The sequence below is a fragment of the Cellulomonas sp. HZM genome (genome assembly GCF_000708885.1).
Classification (GTDB): domain Bacteria; phylum Actinomycetota; class Actinomycetes; order Actinomycetales; family Cellulomonadaceae; genus Cellulomonas.
Genome location: NZ_JEOE01000008.1, coordinates 26,617 through 44,970, shown reverse-complemented (window position 1 = coordinate 44,970; position 18,354 = coordinate 26,617). Strand labels below are relative to the sequence as shown.

At 71.9% G+C, this 18,354-nt stretch carries 14 protein-coding genes and 1 pseudogene; 9 read left to right on the top strand and 6 right to left on the bottom strand.

The features are described from left to right. The first annotated feature begins 27 nt into the window (after positions 1-27). From AW16_RS0106590 to AW16_RS0106575, 4 genes are all read left to right on the top strand, one after another. Positions 28-1,113 (top strand): hypothetical protein, encoded by a 1,086-nt coding sequence (locus AW16_RS0106590; protein WP_156044077.1) that lies wholly within the window; start codon positions 28-30, stop codon positions 1,111-1,113. Next, entirely contained in the window at positions 1,113-1,967 is an 855-nt protein-coding gene (locus tag AW16_RS0106585; protein ID WP_029289169.1) for a hypothetical protein, read from the top strand. The genes AW16_RS0106590 and AW16_RS0106585 overlap by 1 nt, the downstream gene beginning before the upstream one ends. Further along, positions 1,964-4,024, top strand: a complete 2,061-nt coding sequence (locus tag AW16_RS0106580; RefSeq protein WP_029289168.1) for a DEAD/DEAH box helicase — start codon at positions 1,964-1,966, stop codon at positions 4,022-4,024. The genes AW16_RS0106585 and AW16_RS0106580 overlap by 4 nt, the downstream gene beginning before the upstream one ends. 71 nt (positions 4,025-4,095) lie before the next feature. Continuing rightward, a complete protein-coding gene (locus AW16_RS0106575) occupies positions 4,096-5,397 on the top strand; it encodes a DNA sulfur modification protein DndB (RefSeq protein WP_029289167.1) in 1,302 nt (433 codons plus the stop codon). Between the two features lie 84 nt (positions 5,398-5,481). Here AW16_RS0106575 and AW16_RS0106570 read toward each other — a convergent pair whose 3' ends face one another. Together AW16_RS0106570 and clpB are read right to left on the bottom strand one after the other, a co-directional pair. Continuing rightward, positions 5,482-5,934: a GatB/YqeY domain-containing protein gene (locus AW16_RS0106570; RefSeq protein ID WP_029289166.1), complete on the bottom strand. Its 453-nt coding sequence runs from the start codon at positions 5,932-5,934 to the stop codon at positions 5,482-5,484. A 52-nt stretch (positions 5,935-5,986) separates the two neighbouring features. Further along, positions 5,987-8,584, bottom strand: a complete 2,598-nt coding sequence (gene clpB / locus AW16_RS0106565) for an ATP-dependent chaperone ClpB (RefSeq protein ID WP_029289165.1) — start codon at positions 8,582-8,584, stop codon at positions 5,987-5,989. A 164-nt stretch (positions 8,585-8,748) separates the two neighbouring features. Between clpB and AW16_RS0106560 the strand changes: the two genes are divergently transcribed. Together AW16_RS0106560 and AW16_RS18940 are read left to right on the top strand one after the other, a co-directional pair. Continuing rightward, positions 8,749-9,684, top strand: a complete 936-nt coding sequence (locus AW16_RS0106560) for an alpha/beta hydrolase (RefSeq protein ID WP_029289164.1) — start codon at positions 8,749-8,751, stop codon at positions 9,682-9,684. Beyond that, positions 9,681-10,418, top strand: a pseudogene (locus tag AW16_RS18940) (YhjD/YihY/BrkB family envelope integrity protein); the annotation flags it as partial. The gene AW16_RS0106560 and the pseudogene AW16_RS18940, both read left to right, overlap by 4 nt. On the opposite strand, the gene AW16_RS0106550 reads toward AW16_RS18940, so the two are convergent. Both AW16_RS0106550 and AW16_RS0106545 read right to left on the bottom strand, forming a co-directional pair. Then, positions 10,368-11,789 (bottom strand): ion channel protein, encoded by a 1,422-nt coding sequence (locus AW16_RS0106550; protein WP_081861504.1) that lies wholly within the window; start codon positions 11,787-11,789, stop codon positions 10,368-10,370. The pseudogene AW16_RS18940 and the gene AW16_RS0106550 overlap by 51 nt on opposite strands. An 82-nt stretch (positions 11,790-11,871) precedes the next feature. Continuing rightward, positions 11,872-12,852, bottom strand: a complete 981-nt coding sequence (locus tag AW16_RS0106545; RefSeq protein ID WP_051681724.1) for a cation diffusion facilitator family transporter — start codon at positions 12,850-12,852, stop codon at positions 11,872-11,874. Between the two features lie 80 nt (positions 12,853-12,932). On the opposite strand from AW16_RS0106545, the gene AW16_RS0106540 reads away from it, so the two are divergent. From AW16_RS0106540 to AW16_RS0106530, 3 genes are read left to right on the top strand one after another with little or no spacing between them, the layout of a single operon-like run. Beyond that, positions 12,933-13,748, top strand: coding sequence for a VOC family protein (locus AW16_RS0106540; RefSeq protein WP_051681723.1), 816 nt, complete (start codon positions 12,933-12,935; stop codon positions 13,746-13,748). A gap of 9 nt (positions 13,749-13,757) precedes the next feature. Beyond that, positions 13,758-14,489, top strand: coding sequence for a tRNA (guanosine(46)-N7)-methyltransferase TrmB (gene trmB, locus AW16_RS0106535; protein WP_029289159.1), 732 nt, complete (start codon positions 13,758-13,760; stop codon positions 14,487-14,489). After that, the gene (locus tag AW16_RS0106530) at positions 14,486-15,256 is read left to right on the top strand and encodes a LysR substrate-binding domain-containing protein (RefSeq protein ID WP_034648245.1); all 771 of its coding nucleotides are present in this window, start codon (positions 14,486-14,488) and stop codon (positions 15,254-15,256) included. The genes trmB and AW16_RS0106530 overlap by 4 nt, the downstream gene beginning before the upstream one ends. A gap of 81 nt (positions 15,257-15,337) precedes the next feature. Here the strand turns inward: AW16_RS0106530 and AW16_RS0106525 are convergent, their stop codons facing one another. Together AW16_RS0106525 and AW16_RS0106520 are read right to left on the bottom strand one after the other, a co-directional pair. Next, positions 15,338-15,739 carry a DUF5997 family protein gene (locus AW16_RS0106525; RefSeq protein ID WP_231495966.1) on the bottom strand — a complete coding sequence of 134 codons (402 nt, stop codon included), beginning with the start codon at positions 15,737-15,739 and terminating at the stop codon, positions 15,338-15,340. Positions 15,740-15,785: 46 nt separating this feature from the next. Continuing rightward, positions 15,786-18,293: a glycogen/starch/alpha-glucan phosphorylase gene (locus tag AW16_RS0106520; protein WP_081861503.1), complete on the bottom strand. Its 2,508-nt coding sequence runs from the start codon at positions 18,291-18,293 to the stop codon at positions 15,786-15,788. Positions 18,294-18,354: the final 61 nt, after the last annotated feature.

Sequence of the window (18,354 nt, the reverse complement as noted above, 5' to 3'; positions counted from 1 at the left end):
CGGTTGTTTGCCAGTATGGTGAACAACGTGGATTCGGCAAACAACCGCGCGATCGCCGTGGTCGAGGCAGCCCTGGAGCGCGCTACCTCGGGTGCCGTCCGTGCTGAGCAGGTCGACAGCAGACCTCCGCTAGATCTGGTCCATGTGACCTATGGCGACACGGTCGCGGCGCTCGCGCTCCGTTGGGTCGGCGACGGGTACCCGAGCGAGGTGCGCCGAGCCCTCGACGAGCTCGGCCTTCTGGGCCTCCCGCCCGACGTCACGCCCGTCGTGGTTGCCCGTCGGATCTCGTCAGGCAGCCGCGCCCTGCTCGCCGAGCACGACGTGTCCTGGGCCGACGCGCGCGGCGGCATCGACGTCCGTGCAAGGCCCGGCCTCTTCGTCGTGCATGCAGCGGAGCCGGCCGCGTCGCGCCCCGGTCCGGACCGCTTCACGCCGACCACTTCTGCCCTCGCCGAGTTCATCCTCCAACGCGCTACCCACGACGATGTTGCAACGCCTCCGGTCGAAGGACTGGCCGAGACGCTCGGGATCTCGGCCGCGGCGGCGTCCACGGGCCTTCAGCTCTTCGACAGACGCGGATGGACCACGAAGACGGGACCTGCCCGCGGACCGGGGTCGGGTCGGGTGCTTCGCGAGCCCGGTGCGCTGCTCGACGCGTGGGCGGAGGCCCATGCCGGGGCCGAGGTCGACGCCATCGGCGCACAGGCCTTCATCCGGGACGGCCTCGCCTGGCTCAGCGACACGTTCACCGCGACGTGGGAGTCGCACGCCTGGGCGCTGACCGGCTTGCTCGCGCTCGAGCTACGCGCCCCGTTCTCCACGACGACCAACCCCATCGACATCTACGTCGACGACTCGTCGCTGCGCCGCGGTCCGGCTCTCACCTCCCGGCTGTCCGCAGCGGGCCTGGTACCGGCGGACACGGGCGTCCGCGTTCGCCTCCTGCCGGCCGGACGGTTCACGCTCCGACTCGCCGAGCTGTCCGAGCCTGACCGCACCGACGTGCCGCTCGTCAGCGACATCCGGCTGTACGGCGACCTGCTCAGGAGCGGTGGTGTGCGCGCAGCCGAGTCCGCGCGCCACCTGCGAGAGACGAGGATCCCGTTCTGATGCGCTCACGCGACACACGCACCCTCGCCGAACGCGCGCTCGTGCGTCTCGCGGTCGCGCTCGGACCCCACGCCGGCTCGATCATCGTGATCGGCGGGCTCAACCCTGAGCTGCTGGCACCGATGCCGAACGCCCGTCACCACGGCACGGCGGACATCGACCTCGTCATCGAGGTCGGCCTGCCCTACGAGCGCGACGAGATGGATTTCTCGTGGCTCGAGGCCGGTCTGCTCCGGGCGGGGTTCGAGCCCGGTCCAGCCGACCGAGCCTGGCGGTGGCGGACCACGGTCGACGGCGTTCCCGTCTTCGTCGACATCCTCACCGACACCCCGGACAGTCGCGGGCAGCAGATCGCACTCCCCGGATCGCAGCTCCTCACCGCCATCAACCTGTCCGGCCCTGCACCGGCATGGCACGAACCGGTCGCGCGCGTGCTAGCCATCGACGCGCTGGACGCGGGACCCGACTGGCCCAGCACGGTCACAGTGCGGTTCGCGTCCCTGGGCGGCTACCTGCTGGCCAAGTCCGCCGCGATGCTCGGCCGCACCGAACCACGCGACTCGTACGATCTTGCCTTCGTCGTCATGCACAACGCCGAGGGCGGACCCGTCACGGCCGCCGAGGCCGCATTCCGTGCGCTCCCGCAGCGACGCGAGAGCGAGTTCGTAGGCGACTTCCGAGCCGCCCTGGGGCGGCTCGTCGATCCGGACGGCCCCGACGTCCGCGCGTACGCGGCGCAGCGGCTGCAGGACGGCGAGTCGCTCCCCGCCGACGTCCTCGCGGCTGAAGTGGCCATCGCCGCGCGCTCGTGCCTCGACTCGTTCGATGCCCTCGTTCGCCCGGACCGCTCGTGACCGGCCTCAGCCCCGCGGTCGAGTACCACGTGGTCAACACCCTCGGCTGGACCGATCTGCGGCCGCTCCAGCGAGCTGCCGTCGGCCCGGTCGCGTCGGGCGCGGACTGCCTGCTCGTCGCACCGACCGCAGGAGGCAAGACCGAAGCCGCATTCTTCCCTTTGTTGTCACGGATGGCCGACGAGGACTGGCGCGGCTTGTCCGTGCTGTACGTGACCCCGCTGCGGGCGCTGCTGAACAACCTGCATCCTCGACTCGAGTCCTACGCCGCGTGGCTCGGGCGACGAGTCGGCCTCTGGCACGGCGACGTCGGCGACGGTGAGCGACGCCGGATCCTCGCGGATCCACCGGATGTCCTCCTCACGACACCGGAGTCGCTGGAAGCCATGCTCGTTTCCCGGCGTGTCGACCACCGCGCACTCTTTGCCCAGCTCAGAACCGTCGTGATCGACGAGCTGCACGCCTTTGCCGGAGACGATCGCGGCTGGCACCTGCTCGCCGTCCTCGAGAGGGTTCAGCGGTTGTCTGGCCGCCCGCTGCAACGGGTCGGCCTGTCGGCGACGGTCGGAAACCCGGACGAGATGCTCTCCTGGCTGCAAGGGTCACAACGCGGACGTGATCGCCTCGTCGTGCGCGAACCCGCAGTCGACACCGAAATCGACGTGACGCTCGACTACGTCGGCTCGGTCGAGAACGCCGCCCAAGTGATCGCGCGGCTGCACGGCGGCGAGAAACGGCTGGTGTTCTGCGAGTCGCGCCGTCAGGCCGAGGAGCTCGCGTACGCCTTGCGCGAGCGCAGTGTCACCACCTACGTCTCGCACTCCTCGCTCTCCGCCGACGAGCGCCGCGTCAGCGAGCGCGCATTCGCGGAAGCGCGCGACTGCGTCATCGTCGCGACCTCGACCCTCGAGCTCGGCGTCGACATCGGCGACCTGGACCGGGTCGTCCAGCTCGACGCACCACGGTCGGTCGCCTCGTTCCTGCAACGACTCGGGCGCACGGGCCGGCGTCCCGGGTCCGTGCGCAACATGCTGTTCCTTGCCACGGAGTCGCCGGCCTTCCTGCGCGCCGCCGCCGTGCTGCTGCTGTGGCGTCGCGGCTTCGTCGAACCGGTCACTCCTCCCCCGGCACCTCGCCACATCGCGACCCAGCAGCTGCTCGCGCTCGCGTTGCAGGAGGGCCAGTTCGGCGCGTCGACGTGGGCCGGGTGGTGGGGTGAACTCGAGGTCATGGCTGAGGGCGAAGCACTGCTCACCTACCTGCGCGACGAGGGATTCCTGACCTCGGACGGCGGCCTGCTTTTCGTAGGACCGTCTGCCGAGCGGGAGTTCGGACGGCGCTACTTCATGGAGCTGCTCTCGTCGTTCACGAGCGCTTACGAGCTGCGGGTGGTCGCAGGCCAGCGACTGGTCGGCACGATCTCGCCGCTGTCCCTGGCCGCCTCGCGCCACCAGGACGTGCAGCGCATCTTGCTGGCCGGGCACGCGTGGCGCGTCGAGAGCGTGGACTGGGAACGACACGAGGTCCTCGTGAGCGAGCAGCCGGAGCGAGCCAAGGTCCGCTGGCCGTCCGAGCCCGTGGTCGAGTCCTTCGCACTCGCACGTGCCCAGCGCGACGTGCTTCTCGGCGCCACGCCGGACGTCGCGCTGTCCCGCCGAGCCGTGGATCGTCTCGCCACCGTCCGCGAGCAGCTCGCCGCGACAGTCGACGACAGCGGCATCGTCCTGCAACGCACCAACGCGGAGACGCGGCTGTGGACATGGGCAGGATGGAAGGCAAACGTCACCCTCATCGCAGCACTCGACGTCGACGCGACGGCGGACAACGCCGTGATCCATCTGCCCGCCGACTTCCCCGCAGCATCGATCCGGGACACCGTCGTCGAGGGCGCGCAACCGTTCGTGGCACCGGAGGCCGTCAACGGGCTCAAGTTCTCAGCCGCGCTTCCCTTGGCTCTCGCGACGGCGACGCTCGCCGAGCGCAGCACGGACGTGCCGGGCGCATCGGACATCACGACTCGGCCACTCGTCGTCCGATCGGTTGACGACACCGACTGAGTCGTCGTCGTGTCACCACGCGCCGCTAAGCTCGCGCCGAACGCGCTGCAGGGCGGAGCGAAGGGGCAAACATGGGCGTCGAGCAGTTCTCGTTGAGCGGGTACGACGATCGCAAGGAGCTGCTGGCACAGCGCTACAACCGTGCCGGCAAGAGCCTTTTCGTCATCGCGCTCCCGCTGCACCTCATCCCGACGCACATGCCCATCCCCGATCCAGCGAAAGCCTTCGAGGGCAACCGCACGGTGAACGTCAAGCACGCATCCGACTTCGCGCTCTACTGGCGTCAGAACGACAAGTGGGCGACGCCGCCTCTGCTGCTCGACACGACCTACCCGCTGGCCCAGGATTTCGAGCCGAGGGCCGCCGTGGGCGGGGTCGAGTTCGGCGTGGTTCGTCTGCCGCACAACTCGGCGGTCGAGCTGCAGATCCTCGACGGCCAGCACCGCATCCTGGGATGGAAGCTCGCGGCCGACCAAATCTCGGAGGAGCTGCGGAGGGCCCGAGAGGCACACCTGCGAGCGACGGAGAGCGGTGACCCGATCGCTGCGCAGATCGCTTCGGCCAAGCTCACGCAGCTCGGCGCCCTGCAGGAACGTCTACGCCGCGAGTACGTCACCGTCGAGATTCTCGAGGGCGTCACGCTCGACGACCACAAGCAGTACTTCAACGACATCGCGGTCAACGCCAAGGGGATCAGCAAGTCGCTCACGACCTCGTTCGACAAGCGGTCGGTCGTCAACCGCGTGGCCGTCGAGCTCGCCGAGCAGCACCGACTGCTCATTGACATGGTCGACTTCGAGGTGGACCGCGTCGCCGGCCGTAACGAGCACCTCGTCTCCGGACGAAACGTGGCGGACGTGATCCGCGCCGTCACGGTGGGGATCGGCAGCTCCTGGACCCGCAGGAAGGAGGAGTCCGTGAAGGAAGCAGCCGTGCAGCAGGTGACCGAGCGATTCCTCGACGCGCTCGTCGAGTGCTTTTCCGACCTGCGAGAAGTGGCCGAGGGAGATCTGCACCCCACCGACTTGCGCGAGCGCAGCCTGCTCGGTTCGCCGACGATCTTGCGAGCTCTCGCCGGCGCCTACCACGAGCTCGCTGTCGATGAGAGCGACGAGTCGAGCCCGGTCGCGGCGACCGCGGGCGACGCGAAGGCACGTGCATTGTTCGATGAGCTCGCTCCCACGATGGGACTTCCCATCGACCCCGCATGGTTCGCTACGGGCTTCTTCCCCGAGCGAAGCTCCAAGGCGCCCAGCTCGCGTTCGCAGGACCTCAAGGGCCTGGCTGCCCTGCTGACGAGCTGGGGACGCGTAGGTGGTGTCTTCACGACTGGATCCCTCGCTGCTCGGTCGGGCGCGGACGCCTGGAGCTGACGCCGAGCAAGCAGTTCGTCACGCCATGGACGCCCACGGCGTGACGAACTGCTTGCTCGGCGGGGACGGCTTCCCGGGCCGGGGTCAGGCGAGCGCGGCGCGCACCAGCGCGGAGAGCTTCTTGCCGTCCGCGGACGCCCCCGCCCGCGCGGTGGCCTCCTTCATCACGGCGCCCATGTCCTTCATCGACGAGGCGCCCGTGTCCGCGATCACCGCGCCCACCAGGGCGGACAGCTCCTCGTCGGACAGCCGCGCGGGCAGGTACCCCTCGATGAGGTCCGCCTCGGCGGTCTCGTTCGCCGCGCGCTCGTCGGCCCCCGCGTCCGCGTAGATCTGCGCCGAGTCGCGGCGCTTCTTGACCTCGCGGGACAGCACCTTGAGCACGTCGTCCTCGCTGAGCTCGCGCGCGACCGGCCCGGACTTCTCCTCGGCGCGGATCGCCCCGATCGCCTGGCGGATGGTCCCGGTGCGCACGGAGTCACGGGCCTTCATGGCGGTCGTGAGGTCGGCGGTCAGCTTCTCGAGGGTCTCGGACATGCCCCCATGATCCCCCGCGTCCGCTCGTCGGCCCACCGGATACCCCCGCCGGTCAGGTCGTCCTGACCGTCAGGGTCTCCCCCGAGCGGTCGACGACGACCTTCTGGCCGTCATGGATGTCCCCCGCGAGCAGACCGCGGGCCAGGCGGTCGCCGATCTCGCGCTGCACCAGCCGGCGCAGCGGCCGGGCACCGTACGCCGGGTCGTACCCCTCGAGGGCGAGCCAGTCGCGCGCGGCCGGCGACACCTCGAGCGTGAGCCGCCGGTCGCGCAGGCGGTTCGCCAGGGCCGCGATCTGCAGCTCCACGATGTGCCCGATCTCGTCGAGCGACAGCGGGTCGAACAGCACGACGTCGTCGAGCCGGTTGAGGAACTCGGGCTTGAACGACGCGCGCACGGCACCCATCACGGCCTCGCGCTTCTCGGTGTCCGAGAGCACCGGGTCGACGAGGAACTGCGAGCCCAGGTTGGACGTCAGCACCAGGATCACGTTGCGGAAGTCGACCGTGCGGCCCTGCCCGTCGGTGAGCCGGCCGTCGTCGAGCACCTGGAGCAGCACGTCGAACACCTCGGGGTGCGCCTTCTCGACCTCGTCGAGCAGCACCACCGAGTACGGCCTGCGCCGCACGGCCTCGGTGAGCTGGCCGCCCTCCTCGTAGCCCACGTAGCCAGGAGGGGCGCCGACGAGCCGGGCCACCGAGTGCTTCTCGGCGTACTCGCTCATATCGATGCGGACCATGGCGCGCTCGTCGTCGAACAGGAAGTCCGCGAGCGCCTTGGCCAGCTCGGTCTTGCCGACGCCGGTGGGGCCGAGGAACAGGAACGAGCCCGTGGGGCGGTCGGGGTCCGAGATGCCGGCGCGTGCGCGGCGCACCGCGTCGGACACGACGGCGACGGCCGTGCGCTGCCCGATGAGCCGCTCGCCCAGCACGTCCTCCATGCGCAGCAGCTTCGCGGTCTCGCCCTCGAGCATCCGGCCCGCGGGGATCCCGGTCCACATCGCGACGACCTCGGCGATCTCGTCGGGCCCGACCTTCTCCGCGATCATGGGCGTCCCCTCGGGGACGACCTCCTCGTCGACCGCCAGCTCGGACTCCTCGGCCGCCGCGATCTCGCGCTCGACGTCGGGGATCTCCCCGTACAGCAGCCGCCCGGCGCCCGCGAGGTCGCCCTCGCGCTGCAGCCGCTCGGCCTCGGAGCGCAGCGTGTCGAGCCGCGCCTTGAGGTCGCCGACGAGGTTGTGACCGGCCTTCTCCTTCTCCCAGCGCGCGGTGAGCGACGCGAGCGCCTCCCGTCGGTCGGCGAGGTCGGCGCGCAGTCGCTCGAGGCGTTCGGTCGAGGCGGGGTCGTCGGACTCGGAGAGCACGACCTCCTCCATCTCGAGCCGGGTCACGGCGCGCTGCAGCTCGTCGATCTCGATCGGCGAGGAGTCGAGCTCCATGCGCAGCCGGGACGCGGCCTCGTCGACCAGGTCGATGGCCTTGTCGGGGAGCTGGCGGCCCGTGATGTAGCGGTCCGACAGCGCAGCGGCGGCGACGAGCGCGGCGTCGGAGATCGTCACCTTGTGGTGCGCCTCGTACCGCTCCTTGAGGCCGCGCAGGATCGCGACGGTGTCCTCGACGGACGGCTCGCCGACGAACACCTGCTGGAACCGGCGCTCGAGCGCGGGGTCCTTCTCGATGCGCTCGCGGTACTCGTCGAGCGTCGTCGCGCCGACCAGCCGCAGCTCGCCGCGGGCCAGCATCGGCTTGAGCATGTTGCCGGCGTCCATCGCGCCCTCACCGCCGGCGCCCGCGCCGACGACCGTGTGCAGCTCGTCGATGAACGTGACGACCTCGCCGTCGGACGAGGTGATCTCCTCGAGCACGGCCTTGAGCCGCTCCTCGAACTCGCCGCGGTACTTGGCCCCGGCGACCATCGCCGCGAGGTCGAGCGAGACGAGGCGCTTGCCGCGCAGCGACTCGGGCACGTCGCCCGCGACGATGCGCTGCGCGAGCCCCTCGACGACGGCGGTCTTGCCGACGCCGGGCTCGCCGATGAGCACGGGGTTGTTCTTGGTACGGCGCGAGAGCACCTGCACGACGCGCCGGATCTCGGAGTCGCGGCCGATGACAGGGTCGAGCTTGCCGTCGCGCGCGCGCTGCGTGAGGTCGACGCCGTACTGCTCGAGCGCCTTGAACGTGCCCTCGGGGTTGGGCGAGGTGACGCGCTGGTTGCCGCGCACATTCGGCAGCGCCGCGAGCAGCGCGTCGCGCGAGGCGCCCGCAGCGCGCAGGGCGTCGGCCACGCCCGACTGGCCCGCGGCGAGGCCGAGGAGCAGGTGCTCGGTGGAGACGTAGTCGTCGCCGAGGGCCCGCGCCTCGTCGTTCGCGGCGCTCAGGGCCGCGGCCGTCGCGCGCGACGCGCTGGGCTGGGAGACGCTCTGGCCGGTCGACGACGGCAGGCCGACGAGCGTCGAGCGCACGGTGCGCCCGAGCGCGGCGCGGTCGGCACCGACCGCGTCGAGCAGTGCGCCCGCGACGCCGCCCTCCTGCTGGAGGAGCGCGTTGAGCAGGTGCGCGGGCTCGAGCTGGGGGTTGCCCGCGGCGGACGCCTGCTGGATGGCGTCGCCGATGGCTTCCTGCGACCGGGTGGTGAACTTCGCGTCCAAGAGAACTCCTTGCTGACGGGGACGAGACTGCTGTCCGCTGCAACCACGACCGAAGTTGAGTCTATTCCGCTCAAGTCTGCTCCGGGTACCGCCCGACGGATGACGCGCGACGAGATCGCGTCGAGTCACCGGCGCCGCAGGCCGCCGGGTGGCACGATCCGAGCATGGACGACGTCTTGGGTCCCGGCTGGACGGCGCGCACGCTCGCGCTCCCACCGGACGGCCGTGCGCCCGACCCGGTCGCGACCCTGGTCCACCGACCGCCGAGGCACCGCCGCGCCGTGCTCTACGTGCACGGCTTCGTCGACTACTTCTTCCAGGCGCACGTCGCCGACGCCCTCGACGAGGCCGGGTACGACCTCGTCGGCGTCGACCTGCGCGACTACGGCCGCTCCATCCGCCCCGGGCGCACCCCGAACACGACGAACGACCTCGCGGTGCACGCCCAGGACCTCGACGCCGCCGTGCGCGCGGTCCGCGAGGACCACGACGAGGTCGTCCTGCTCGGCCACTCCACGGGCGGCCTCGTCGCCGCGCTGTGGGCCGACGCGCGCGCGGGCGACGGTCTCGTCGACGCCGTGGTGCTCAACAGCCCGTGGCTCGACCTGCGCGGGAACGTCGTCGAGCGACGCGTGCTGACCCCGGTGGTCGACGTCGTCGGCCGGTTCGCGCCCGACCTGGTCGTCGCGCACCTCGGCGAGCACTACGGCCGCGCGCTGCACTCGTCGACCGGCGGCGAGTGGGAGTACGACCTCGCATGGAAGCCGTTCGAGGGGTTCCCCGTCACCGCCGGCTTCCTGCGCACCGTCCGGCGCGGTCATGCGCGCGTGGCGCGCGGTCTGCACATCGACGTCCCGGTGCTGGTGCTCGCGTCCGACGCCAACGGGCCCGACGACCGCTGGCACGACGCGCTCGTCACCACCGACTCGGTGCTCGACGTCCGGCAGATCGCGGCGCGCGCGCCGCTGCTCGGACCGGACGTGACGTTCGTCGAGGTCCCCGGCGGCGCGCACGACCTCGCCCTGTCCCCTGCACCCGCGCGCGAGCGCTACCTCGACGAGGTCCGCCGCTTCCTCGACGCGCGCCTCGGACCAGGATGATCGACGCGCGCGCACGTGTCAGCGCCGCCCAGGACTGGGGCATGCGGCGCTGGAACGGCATCCGGGACACCTCGACGGGCACGTTGCTGCAGAACCTCGTGCGCGACCTCGCGGGGATCGAGATCTTCGACCGCGCGATGACGCTCGCCGCCCAGGCGTTCACGTCGATCATCCCGGTGATGATCGCGATGGCGACACTGCGACCGGGGCGCGACGGGCAGCTCGGGCCGGCGGTCGCGGACGCGCTCGGGATCTCCGAGCACACCCGAGCGTCGCTGCGCGAGAGCATGCCGTCGACCGTGACGATGGCGACGAGCATCGGGCTGTTCGGGCTGCTCGTCGCGATCGTCTCCGCCACCTCGTTCGCGCGCGCGCTCGAACGCGTCTACCTGCGCATCTGGGAGGTCCCGCGCGCGGGCATCCGGTCAGCGTGGCGGTGGCTGGCCGTCGTCGGCGCCGTCGTCGTCTCGACCATGATGATCACGTTCACCGAGCGCGTGACCAGCGGGATCCCGCTCGGCGGCGGGTTCGACGTCGTCGTCCGGCTGGCCGTCTGGACGGTCGCGTGGACGTTCGTGCCGTGGATCCTCATGCAGCGCCAGGTACCGCTCGCGCACCTCGCGTGGACGGGAGCCGCGACAGCCGTCGTGATGTCCCTGCTGGCTGTCGCCGGCCACGTCTACCTACCGATCGTGATGGCCGGCGGGGTCCGCCAGTTCGGCATCCTGGGTGCCGTCTTCACGTACATCGGCTGGCTGTTCACGCTGTCCTTCGCGATCATCGGCGTCGCCGTCGTCGGGCACACGTGTGCCGTCGACCCCGGCCCCGTCGGCCGGTTCGTGCGGTCCACCGACCTCCACCGGCTTCGCGAGCAGCTCCGGGCGGTTCGTCACCAGCAGCCAGGCGACCAGCGTGGCGAACAGCACGGGGACCAGGATGTCGAGGTCGGGCACGACGACCACGACGAGGAAGATGCTCATCCAGCCGGACCGCGTGACGGCGACGACGATGCCCGCGGTGGCGCCGGCGACCGCGAGCGCCACGGGCAGGTCCGGGAAGAAGCCGTGCGCCGCGAACCCGAGCGCCGCGCCGACGAACACCACGGGGAAGATCCGCCCGCCGCGGAAGCCTGACGCGCTCGCGACCAGCATCGCGACGAGCTTCACGAGCGCGAGCCCGAGGAACCCGGCCGCGCTCGTCGTCGCGACCATGCCCGGCAGCTCGCGCATCTGGTCGAGGCCCTTGAAGAGCGTCACCGTCCCGCCGACGACACCCAGCACGCCCAGCACGGCACCCGCCAGGGTGAGCAGCACCACGGGGTTGCCGATCCGGTGCAGGAGGCGGTGCAGCGGGTCGAAGACGTAGGCGCCCGCGATGCCCAGCGCGGCGGCGACGAGGGCGACGAGCGACACCCACGCCAGGTCGCCGATGCCGTGCCACGTGTAGTCGGGCAGGTCGATCGCCATGTCCAGGTCGGCGACCTTCGTCATGAACAGCGCACCCGTCGTCGCCGAGACGAGGGCCGGGAACAGCCGGTCCCACAGCGGGATGCGACGGTCGCCCGGGTCGAGCTCGGAGAACATCAGCGCGGCCGCGAGCGGCGTGCCGAACATCGCCCCGATCGTCCCCGCGGTCGAGATCAGCAGCCACTGAGGTGCGTTCACGCCGCGCACGAACCGCATCCCGAGCGCGACCACCAGCCCGGCGTTGATCGCCATGATCGGGTTCTCGGGGCCGAGGCTGACGCCGCCCGCGAGCGTGATGACGAGCGCGACGGCCAGCCCCGGGAGCGCTCCGAGCGGGAGCGGAGCGGACACGAGCTCCGTCGTCGCCGGGTCGGGCCCGGCGTGGCCGGGTGCGTACCGGATGACGAGCCCCGTCGAGAGGCCCGCGAGCGCGAGGAGGCCGATCACGAGCAGCGGCGTGTCCCTCGCGACGCCGAGCCCGTCCGGCAGCGACTGCCACAGCAGGCGCTCGACCACCCCGGCGAGCGCGGACAGCCCCCACAGCAGCAGCGCGCACAGCACACCGACGAACGCGGCCGGGACCCCGAGCACGGCGAGACGCCGCACGGGGACGTGGAACTCGCTCGCGGGCTCGGTCATCGGCGTCTCCTGTCGCAGCACTCGCCCGGGCACCCGGTCCGGGCTCACTCTAGGGCCGCCGCGCGGCGCGCGAAGGCGCACGTCAGTCGCCGATCGAGCGCTCCTCGGGCTCGGACAGGCTGAGGATCGCGCGCACGATCGCGGGGTGCTCCATGACCCGACGCTCGAGGGCGGCGAGCGTGTGCGCGGCCGTGGTCTCGTCGGGGTCGCCGACGAGGTCGACGTCGGCGAGCAGGGACAGCTGCTGCGCGCCGACGAACTGCAGCGACAGCGCCGTCACGCGCGCGACCTCGGGCTGCGCGAGCAGCTGGTGCACGGCCGCGGCGGTGACCGCCGGATCGGCCTGCTCCCCCACCAGGAAGCGCCGGTTGCGCTCGATGAGCACCACCGCCACGACGCCGAGCAGCACGCCGACGAGGATCGAGCCGATCGCGTCCGGCGTCGCGGACCCGGTCGCCTGGTGCAGCGCGATGCCTGTGCCTGCGATCACGATGCCCACGAGGGCCGCCGCGTCCTCGAAGAACACCGCGCGCACCGTGGGGTCCGAGGTCGCGAGGATGTGGTCGAGCAGGTCCCTCTTGCGGGTCGCCGCCTCGCGCCGGGCCTGCCGGTTGGCCTGCAGGAACGACGTGCCCTCGAGCAGCGCGGAGACCGCGAGGACCGCGTAGGCGATGCCGAAGTCGGTGGCCGGCTCGGGGTGGATCAGCTCCTGGACGCCGTGCGTGATCGAGACGCCCGCACCGACCGCGAACAGCCCGATCGCCGCGAACATCGACCAGACGTAGATCTCCCGCCCGTACCCGAGCGGGTGGGTCGCGTCCTTGGGGCGCGCCGCCTTGCGCTGCGCGACGAGCAGGAACACCTCGTTGCCCGTGTCCGCCCACGAGTGCGCGGCCTCGGCGAGCATCGACGCGGCACCCGTGACGACCGCCGCCGCGGTCTTCGCGACCGCGATCAGCAGGTTCGCGCCGAGCGCGACGACCACCGTGAGCCCGCTCTCGCCGCCGCCCTCGCGGCCCGAGGGCAGGTCGAACGTCGTCGCCCCCGCGTCGTCGGATGCCATGTGACGTGAGTAGCACAGTCGCGCGCGGCTGTCGCGCCCCGTGGCTGCGGCCGTGGCGAGAACGGTGTGGGATGGGGGCCATGACGACGCACCGCGACCCCTGGCCCGCGGGCACGCCCGCGTGGGCGGACCTCACGATCCCGTCGCTCGACGACGCCGCGGCGTTCTACGGCCCGCTGCTCGGCTGGGAGCTCGTCGACGGCGGGGCCGAGCTCGGCGGGTACACGTTCGCCACGGTGAGCGGCCGGCGCGTGGCCGGACTGGGCGAGGGCTCGTCGGCCGGCACGCCCGCCTGGTGCGTGTACCTCGCGTCCGACGACGCCGTGGCGGGCGCTCGGAGCGCGGTGGCGGCCGGCGCTCGCGAGCTCGTCGCGCCGACGAACGTGCCCGCGCTCGGCACGATGGCGGTGCTCGCCGACCCGACGGGTGCCGTCGTCGGCCTCTGGCAGGCGGGCGCCCTCACGGGCTGGCAGGTGGCGCAGGAGGCGGGCGCCGTCGTCTGGGTCGAGTCCATGAGCCACGACCAGCCGACCGCGCTCGCGTTCTACCGGTCGGTGACGGGCCTGGGGGCGCAGGACATGAGCGGCCGCGGCTTCGTGTACGCCGCGCTGGCCGGGGCAGCGGGCCCCGTGGCCGGCGTAGGTGCGTACGGAACGGGTGCGGCGGCCGACGACGAGCCCGGGCGGTGGACCGTGTACGTCGGTGTGCGCGACACCGACGAGGTCGTCGCGCGGGTCACGGACCTCGGCGGCACGGTCGACTCCGGGCCGCAGGACTCCCCGTTCGGTCGCGTGGCCCACCTCCGCGGGCCGTTCGGCGAGCGGTTCGCAGTGATCTCCGTGCCCGACGAGCTACGCGACGAGCCGCCCGGGGCCCGACCTTCGTCGCGCCCGTAGGCTGGCCGCGTGACCACCTCCGGCGATGCGTTCCGCCACGTCGCCGCGCGGCCGCACGAGCCGCTGCGCACGTTCCACCCCCGTCGTGCGGCGCTCGGGCGCGACCGGCAGGAGGCCCTGACCCGCTGGTGGCCGCGCTACGGGTTCTCGGTGCACGACCCGGCCTCGCCGTTCCCGACGGCGGACGGCGTCCTCGACACGCGCGCACTGTTCGGCCGCGAGGCGCCCGTGGTGCTCGAGATCGGCTCTGGCATGGGTGAGACGACCGCCGAGATGGCGGCCGCCGACCCCGACCGCGACTACCTCGCGCTCGAGGCCCACCTGCCGGGCATCGCGGCGCTCCTGGGCCTCGTCGGCGCCCGCGGCCTGACCAACGTGCGCGTGGGCCACGGCGACGCGCTCGAGCTGCTCCGGACCGCGGTCGCGCCCGGCTCGCTCGCAGCGGTCCACGTCTTCTTCCCCGACCCCTGGCCGAAGGCGCGCCACCACAAGCGCCGGCTCGTGCAGCCCGAGCACGTGGAGCTGCTGCGCTCGCGGCTCGTCGTCGGCGGCACGCTGCACTGCGCGACCGACTGGCCGGACTACGCCGAGCAGATGCGCGACGTGCTCGCGGCCGACCCCGGCCTGTTGTCGTCCGGCCTCGTGGACCGCCCGGCGCACCGGCCCGTCACCAAGTTCGAGCAGCGCGGCCTCGACCTGGGCCACCCGGTGCACGACGTCATCGCGCGGAGGGTCGCATGAGCGCGTTCCGGGTGCTGCTGGTCCCCGGCGTCAACCCCGACCGGTGGCTGCGCGTGTGGCGCGAACGGCTCGCGGACGTGCCGCTCGAGGTGGTGGTCGTGGCGGCCGACGAGGCCGTCGCGCGGCTGCGGGCCGGCGAGGGCGACGTGGCGCTCGTGCGGCTGCCCGTGGACCGGGACGGGCTGTCCGTGATCCCGCTGTACGAGGAGCGGACCGTGGTGCTCGTCGCGAAGGACCACGTGTTCACGGCGGTCGACGAGGTCTCGGCGTCCGACCTGGCCGACGAGGTCGTCGTGGTGCCGGGCGACGACGTGCTCGTCTGGGACTGCCCGGGCGAGCGGTTCGCCGGGGACGTGGCGACCACGCCCGAGGCGGTGGACCTCGTCGCCGCAGGTCACGCCGTCCTGGTGCTGCCCCACTCGCTGGGCCGGATCCATCAGCGGCGCGGTGTGGCGTCGCGCCCGGTGGTGGACGCGCCCGGCTCGGGTGTCGGGCTCGCGTGGGTCACCGACCGGCACGACGAGCTGACCGAGGAGTTCATCGGGATCGTCCGCGGGCGCACCGCGGCGTCGTCGCGCGGCCGAGGCGGCGCGGAGCCGTCGGGCGGCTCGTCGAGTGCCTCGTCGCGGACCCGCGGCGGCGACAAGCCGCGCGCGACCGGGGAGAAGCCGCGCGCAGCCGGCGGCTCGCAGCGCCGATCGACCGGCAAGGGATCGTCGACCCCCAAGCCCCGTCGCACACCCCCGAAGGGCCGCGGCCGCCGCTGACACCCGCTGCGTGAAGCGTTTGGTGCCCCACAGCCACCAAACGCTTCACGTTCCCACCGGGCGAGGCGCGACGAGGGTGGGTCAGGCCTCCGGGCGGGCGGCCGCCGCGCGGCGGTCGGCGTCGCGCGACTCGAGTCGGCGCTCCTCGCGGCGCACCTCCTCGAACGTCTGGCGCTCGCGCACCAGCCACTCGGGCGGGTCGGCGACGAGGTCCGCGATCTCCTGCGTCGTCAGCGGGTCGGTGATGCCGGCGCGCGCGAGCCCGCTCGTCGAGACCCGCAGCCGCGCCGCGATGACCCCGCGCGGGTGGGGCCCCTCGCGGCGCAGGTCCGTGAGCCACTGCGGGGGGTTGCGCTGCAGCTCGGCGAGCTCGTCACGCGTGACCGTCCCGGTGCGGAACTCCTCCGGCGTCGCCGGCAGGTACACGTCCAGCTTCGCGGCGGCGGTGGACGGCTTCATCTCCTGCGGCTTCTTCGGGCTCACCGCCCCAGGTTAGCCGCCTCTGCACGCCCCACCGCCGCGGAAGAGGTCAGGCCGGCGGGACCGGCGGGGTGTGCCAGATGCGGTCGATGTAGTCGCGCATCGACCGGTCGGACGAGAAGAACCCGCCGCGCGCCACGTTCAGCACCGCCGAGCGCGTCCACGCCTCCTGGTCCGCGTACGCGGCGTCGACCCGCGCCTGCGCGTCGACGTACGCCTGGAAGTCCGCGAGCGCGAGGAACCGGTCCTCGTTGAGCAGGTTGGACACCACGGGCTCGAAGACGTGCCGGTCCCCGCCGGAGAACGCGCCCGACGCGATGAGGTCGAGCGCGCGGCGCAGGTCGGCGTTGGTCTCGTAGTAGGCGGACGGGTGGTACCCGCGGTTCACGAGGTCCTCGACCTGCGGCTCGGTGAGCCCGAACAGGAAGAAGTGCTCGTCGCCCACCAGCTCGCGGATCTCGACGTTCGCGCCGTCGTCGGTGCCGATCGTCAGCGCGCCGTTGAGCATGAACTTCATGTTCCCGGTGCCGGACGCCTCCTTGCCGGCGAGCGAGATCTGCTCCGAGAGGTCCGCCGCGGGGATCAGCGTCTCGGCGAGCGTGACGTTGTAGTTGGCGGGGAACGCGACCTTGAGCCGGCCCTCGAGCGCGGGGTCGTCGTTGATCGTCGCGCCGACCGCGTTGATCAGCGCGATGATCTGCTTGGCCAGCAGGTAGCCGGGCGCAGCCTTCGCCCCGAACGCGAACGTGCGCGGCGTGATCGTCGAGACGTCCACCTGCCCCGACGTGACCTTCTCGTACAGCGAGACGATGTGCAGCAGCTTGAGCGTCTGGCGCTTGTACTCGTGCAGGCGCTTGACCATGACGTCGAACATCGTGCCCGGGTCGACGACGATGCCGTCGCGGTGCGTGAGCACGTCGGCGATGCGCAGCTTGTTGGCGTGCTTGATCTCGCGGAACCGGCGCCGGAACTCGGCGTCCTCGGCGAGCGGCTCGAGCTCGGAGAGCCGGTCGAGGTCGGTCACCCAGCCGTCGCCGATCGACTCGGTGATCAGCCCCGACAGGCCCGGGTTGGCGAGGCGCACGAACCGGCGCGGGGTGACGCCGTTGGTGACGTTGGTGAACTTCTCGGGCCAGTAGGCCGCGAAGTCGTTGAGCACCTTGTCCGCGAGCAGCTGGCTGTGCAGCGCCGCGACGCCGTTGACCTTGGTGCCCGCGACGGTCGCCAGGTACGCCATGCGCACCGCGCGGACCGGGTACTCGGCGATGATCGACATGCGCCGCACGCGCAGCTCGTCGTCCGGGTACGTCTCGCGCAGCTCGTCGAGGAACTCCTCGTTGATGCGGTAGATGATCTCGAGGTGGCGCGGCAGCAGCCGGCCCAGCAGCTCGACGGGCCACACCTCGAGCGCCTCCGGGAGCAGCGTGTGGCACGTGTACGCGAAGCACTGCTTCGTCACGCCCCACGCGTCGTCCCAGTCCCAGCCCTTCTCGTCGACCAGGATCCGCATGAGCTCCGGGACGGCGATCACGGGGTGCGTGTCGTTGAGCTGGAAGTTGATGCGGTCAGGCAGGCGGTGCAGGTCGAAGCCCTCGGGCAGCACGTCGTCGATGAAGTTCTTGAGCGAGCACGCGACGAAGAAGTACTGCTGCTGCAGCCGCAGCTCCTTGCCCTGCGGCGTCGAGTCCTCCGGGTACAGGACCTTGGAGATGTTCTCCGCGAACGTCTGTGCGCGCACCGCCTCGGCGTAGTCGCCCGAGTTGAAGATCTGCAGGTCGAACGCGTGCGTCGCCTTGGCGCTCCAGAGCCGCAGCGTGTTGACGCGGCCGTTCTCGTAGCCCGGGACCATGTAGTTGTAGGGCACGCCGAGCACGGACCAGCCCGGCACCCAGCGGCGCTTCACCACGCCGTCGTCGTCCTGGTACTGCTCCACCTGGCCGCCGAAGCTCACGCGCACCGCGGCCTCGGGGTGCGGGAACTCCCACGGCGACCCGAGGGCCAGCCAGTCGTCGGGCTTCTCCACCTGCCAGCCGTCGACGAACGTCTGCCGGAAGATGCCGTACTCGTACCGGATGCCGTACCCGATGCACGGCACGTTCATGGTCGCGAGCGAGTCGATGAAGCACGCCGCGAGCCGCCCGAGCCCGCCGTTGCCGAGACCCGGCTCGACCTCCGCCTCGCGCAGCTCCGCGAGGTCGATGCCGAGGGACGACAGCCCCTCCTCGACGATGTCTTCGAGCCCCGACGCGAGCAGCGCGTTGTCGAGCTGGCGGCCCAGCAGGAACTCCGCCGACAGGTAGGCGACGGACTTCGCCTGCAGCTCGTTCTGCCGCCGCAGCGTCTCGAGCCACCGCACCATGAGGTAGTGGCGGACGGTGCGCGCCATCGCGAGGTACTTGTCGTTCACGGAGGCCCGCGACAGGTCGACGCCCTGCCCGAAGTTGAGCTCGCGCAGGAACTCCCGCACGAAGCCGTCGACGGTGCGCTCACGAGTGGCGATGGGGTTCGTGTTCTCGGTCACCCACGTCACGCTAGCGCCGCCAGGTGTCCGGGTCATCACGGGCAGGTATCTCGCCGGTGGCGGGAGGATCCTGGTGTCACGTCAGGTGACGAGCCCA

Coding starts and splice junctions, on each gene's coding strand:
- AW16_RS0106585 (WP_029289169.1), top strand. CDS start 1,113: ATGCGCTCACGCGACACACGCACCCTCGCCGAACGCGCGCTCGTGCGT.
- AW16_RS0106575 (WP_029289167.1), top strand. CDS start 4,096: ATGGGCGTCGAGCAGTTCTCGTTGAGCGGGTACGACGATCGCAAGGAG.
- AW16_RS0106570 (WP_029289166.1), bottom strand. CDS start 5,934: ATGTCCGAGACCCTCGAGAAGCTGACCGCCGACCTCACGACCGCCATG.
- AW16_RS0106560 (WP_029289164.1), top strand. CDS start 8,749: ATGGACGACGTCTTGGGTCCCGGCTGGACGGCGCGCACGCTCGCGCTC.
- AW16_RS0106550 (WP_081861504.1), bottom strand. CDS start 11,789: ATGACCGAGCCCGCGAGCGAGTTCCACGTCCCCGTGCGGCGTCTCGCC.
- AW16_RS0106545 (WP_051681724.1), bottom strand. CDS start 12,852: ATGGCATCCGACGACGCGGGGGCGACGACGTTCGACCTGCCCTCGGGC.
- AW16_RS0106540 (WP_051681723.1), top strand. CDS start 12,933: ATGACGACGCACCGCGACCCCTGGCCCGCGGGCACGCCCGCGTGGGCG.
- AW16_RS0106530 (WP_034648245.1), top strand. CDS start 14,486: ATGAGCGCGTTCCGGGTGCTGCTGGTCCCCGGCGTCAACCCCGACCGG.
- AW16_RS0106520 (WP_081861503.1), bottom strand. CDS start 18,293: ATGACCCGGACACCTGGCGGCGCTAGCGTGACGTGGGTGACCGAGAAC.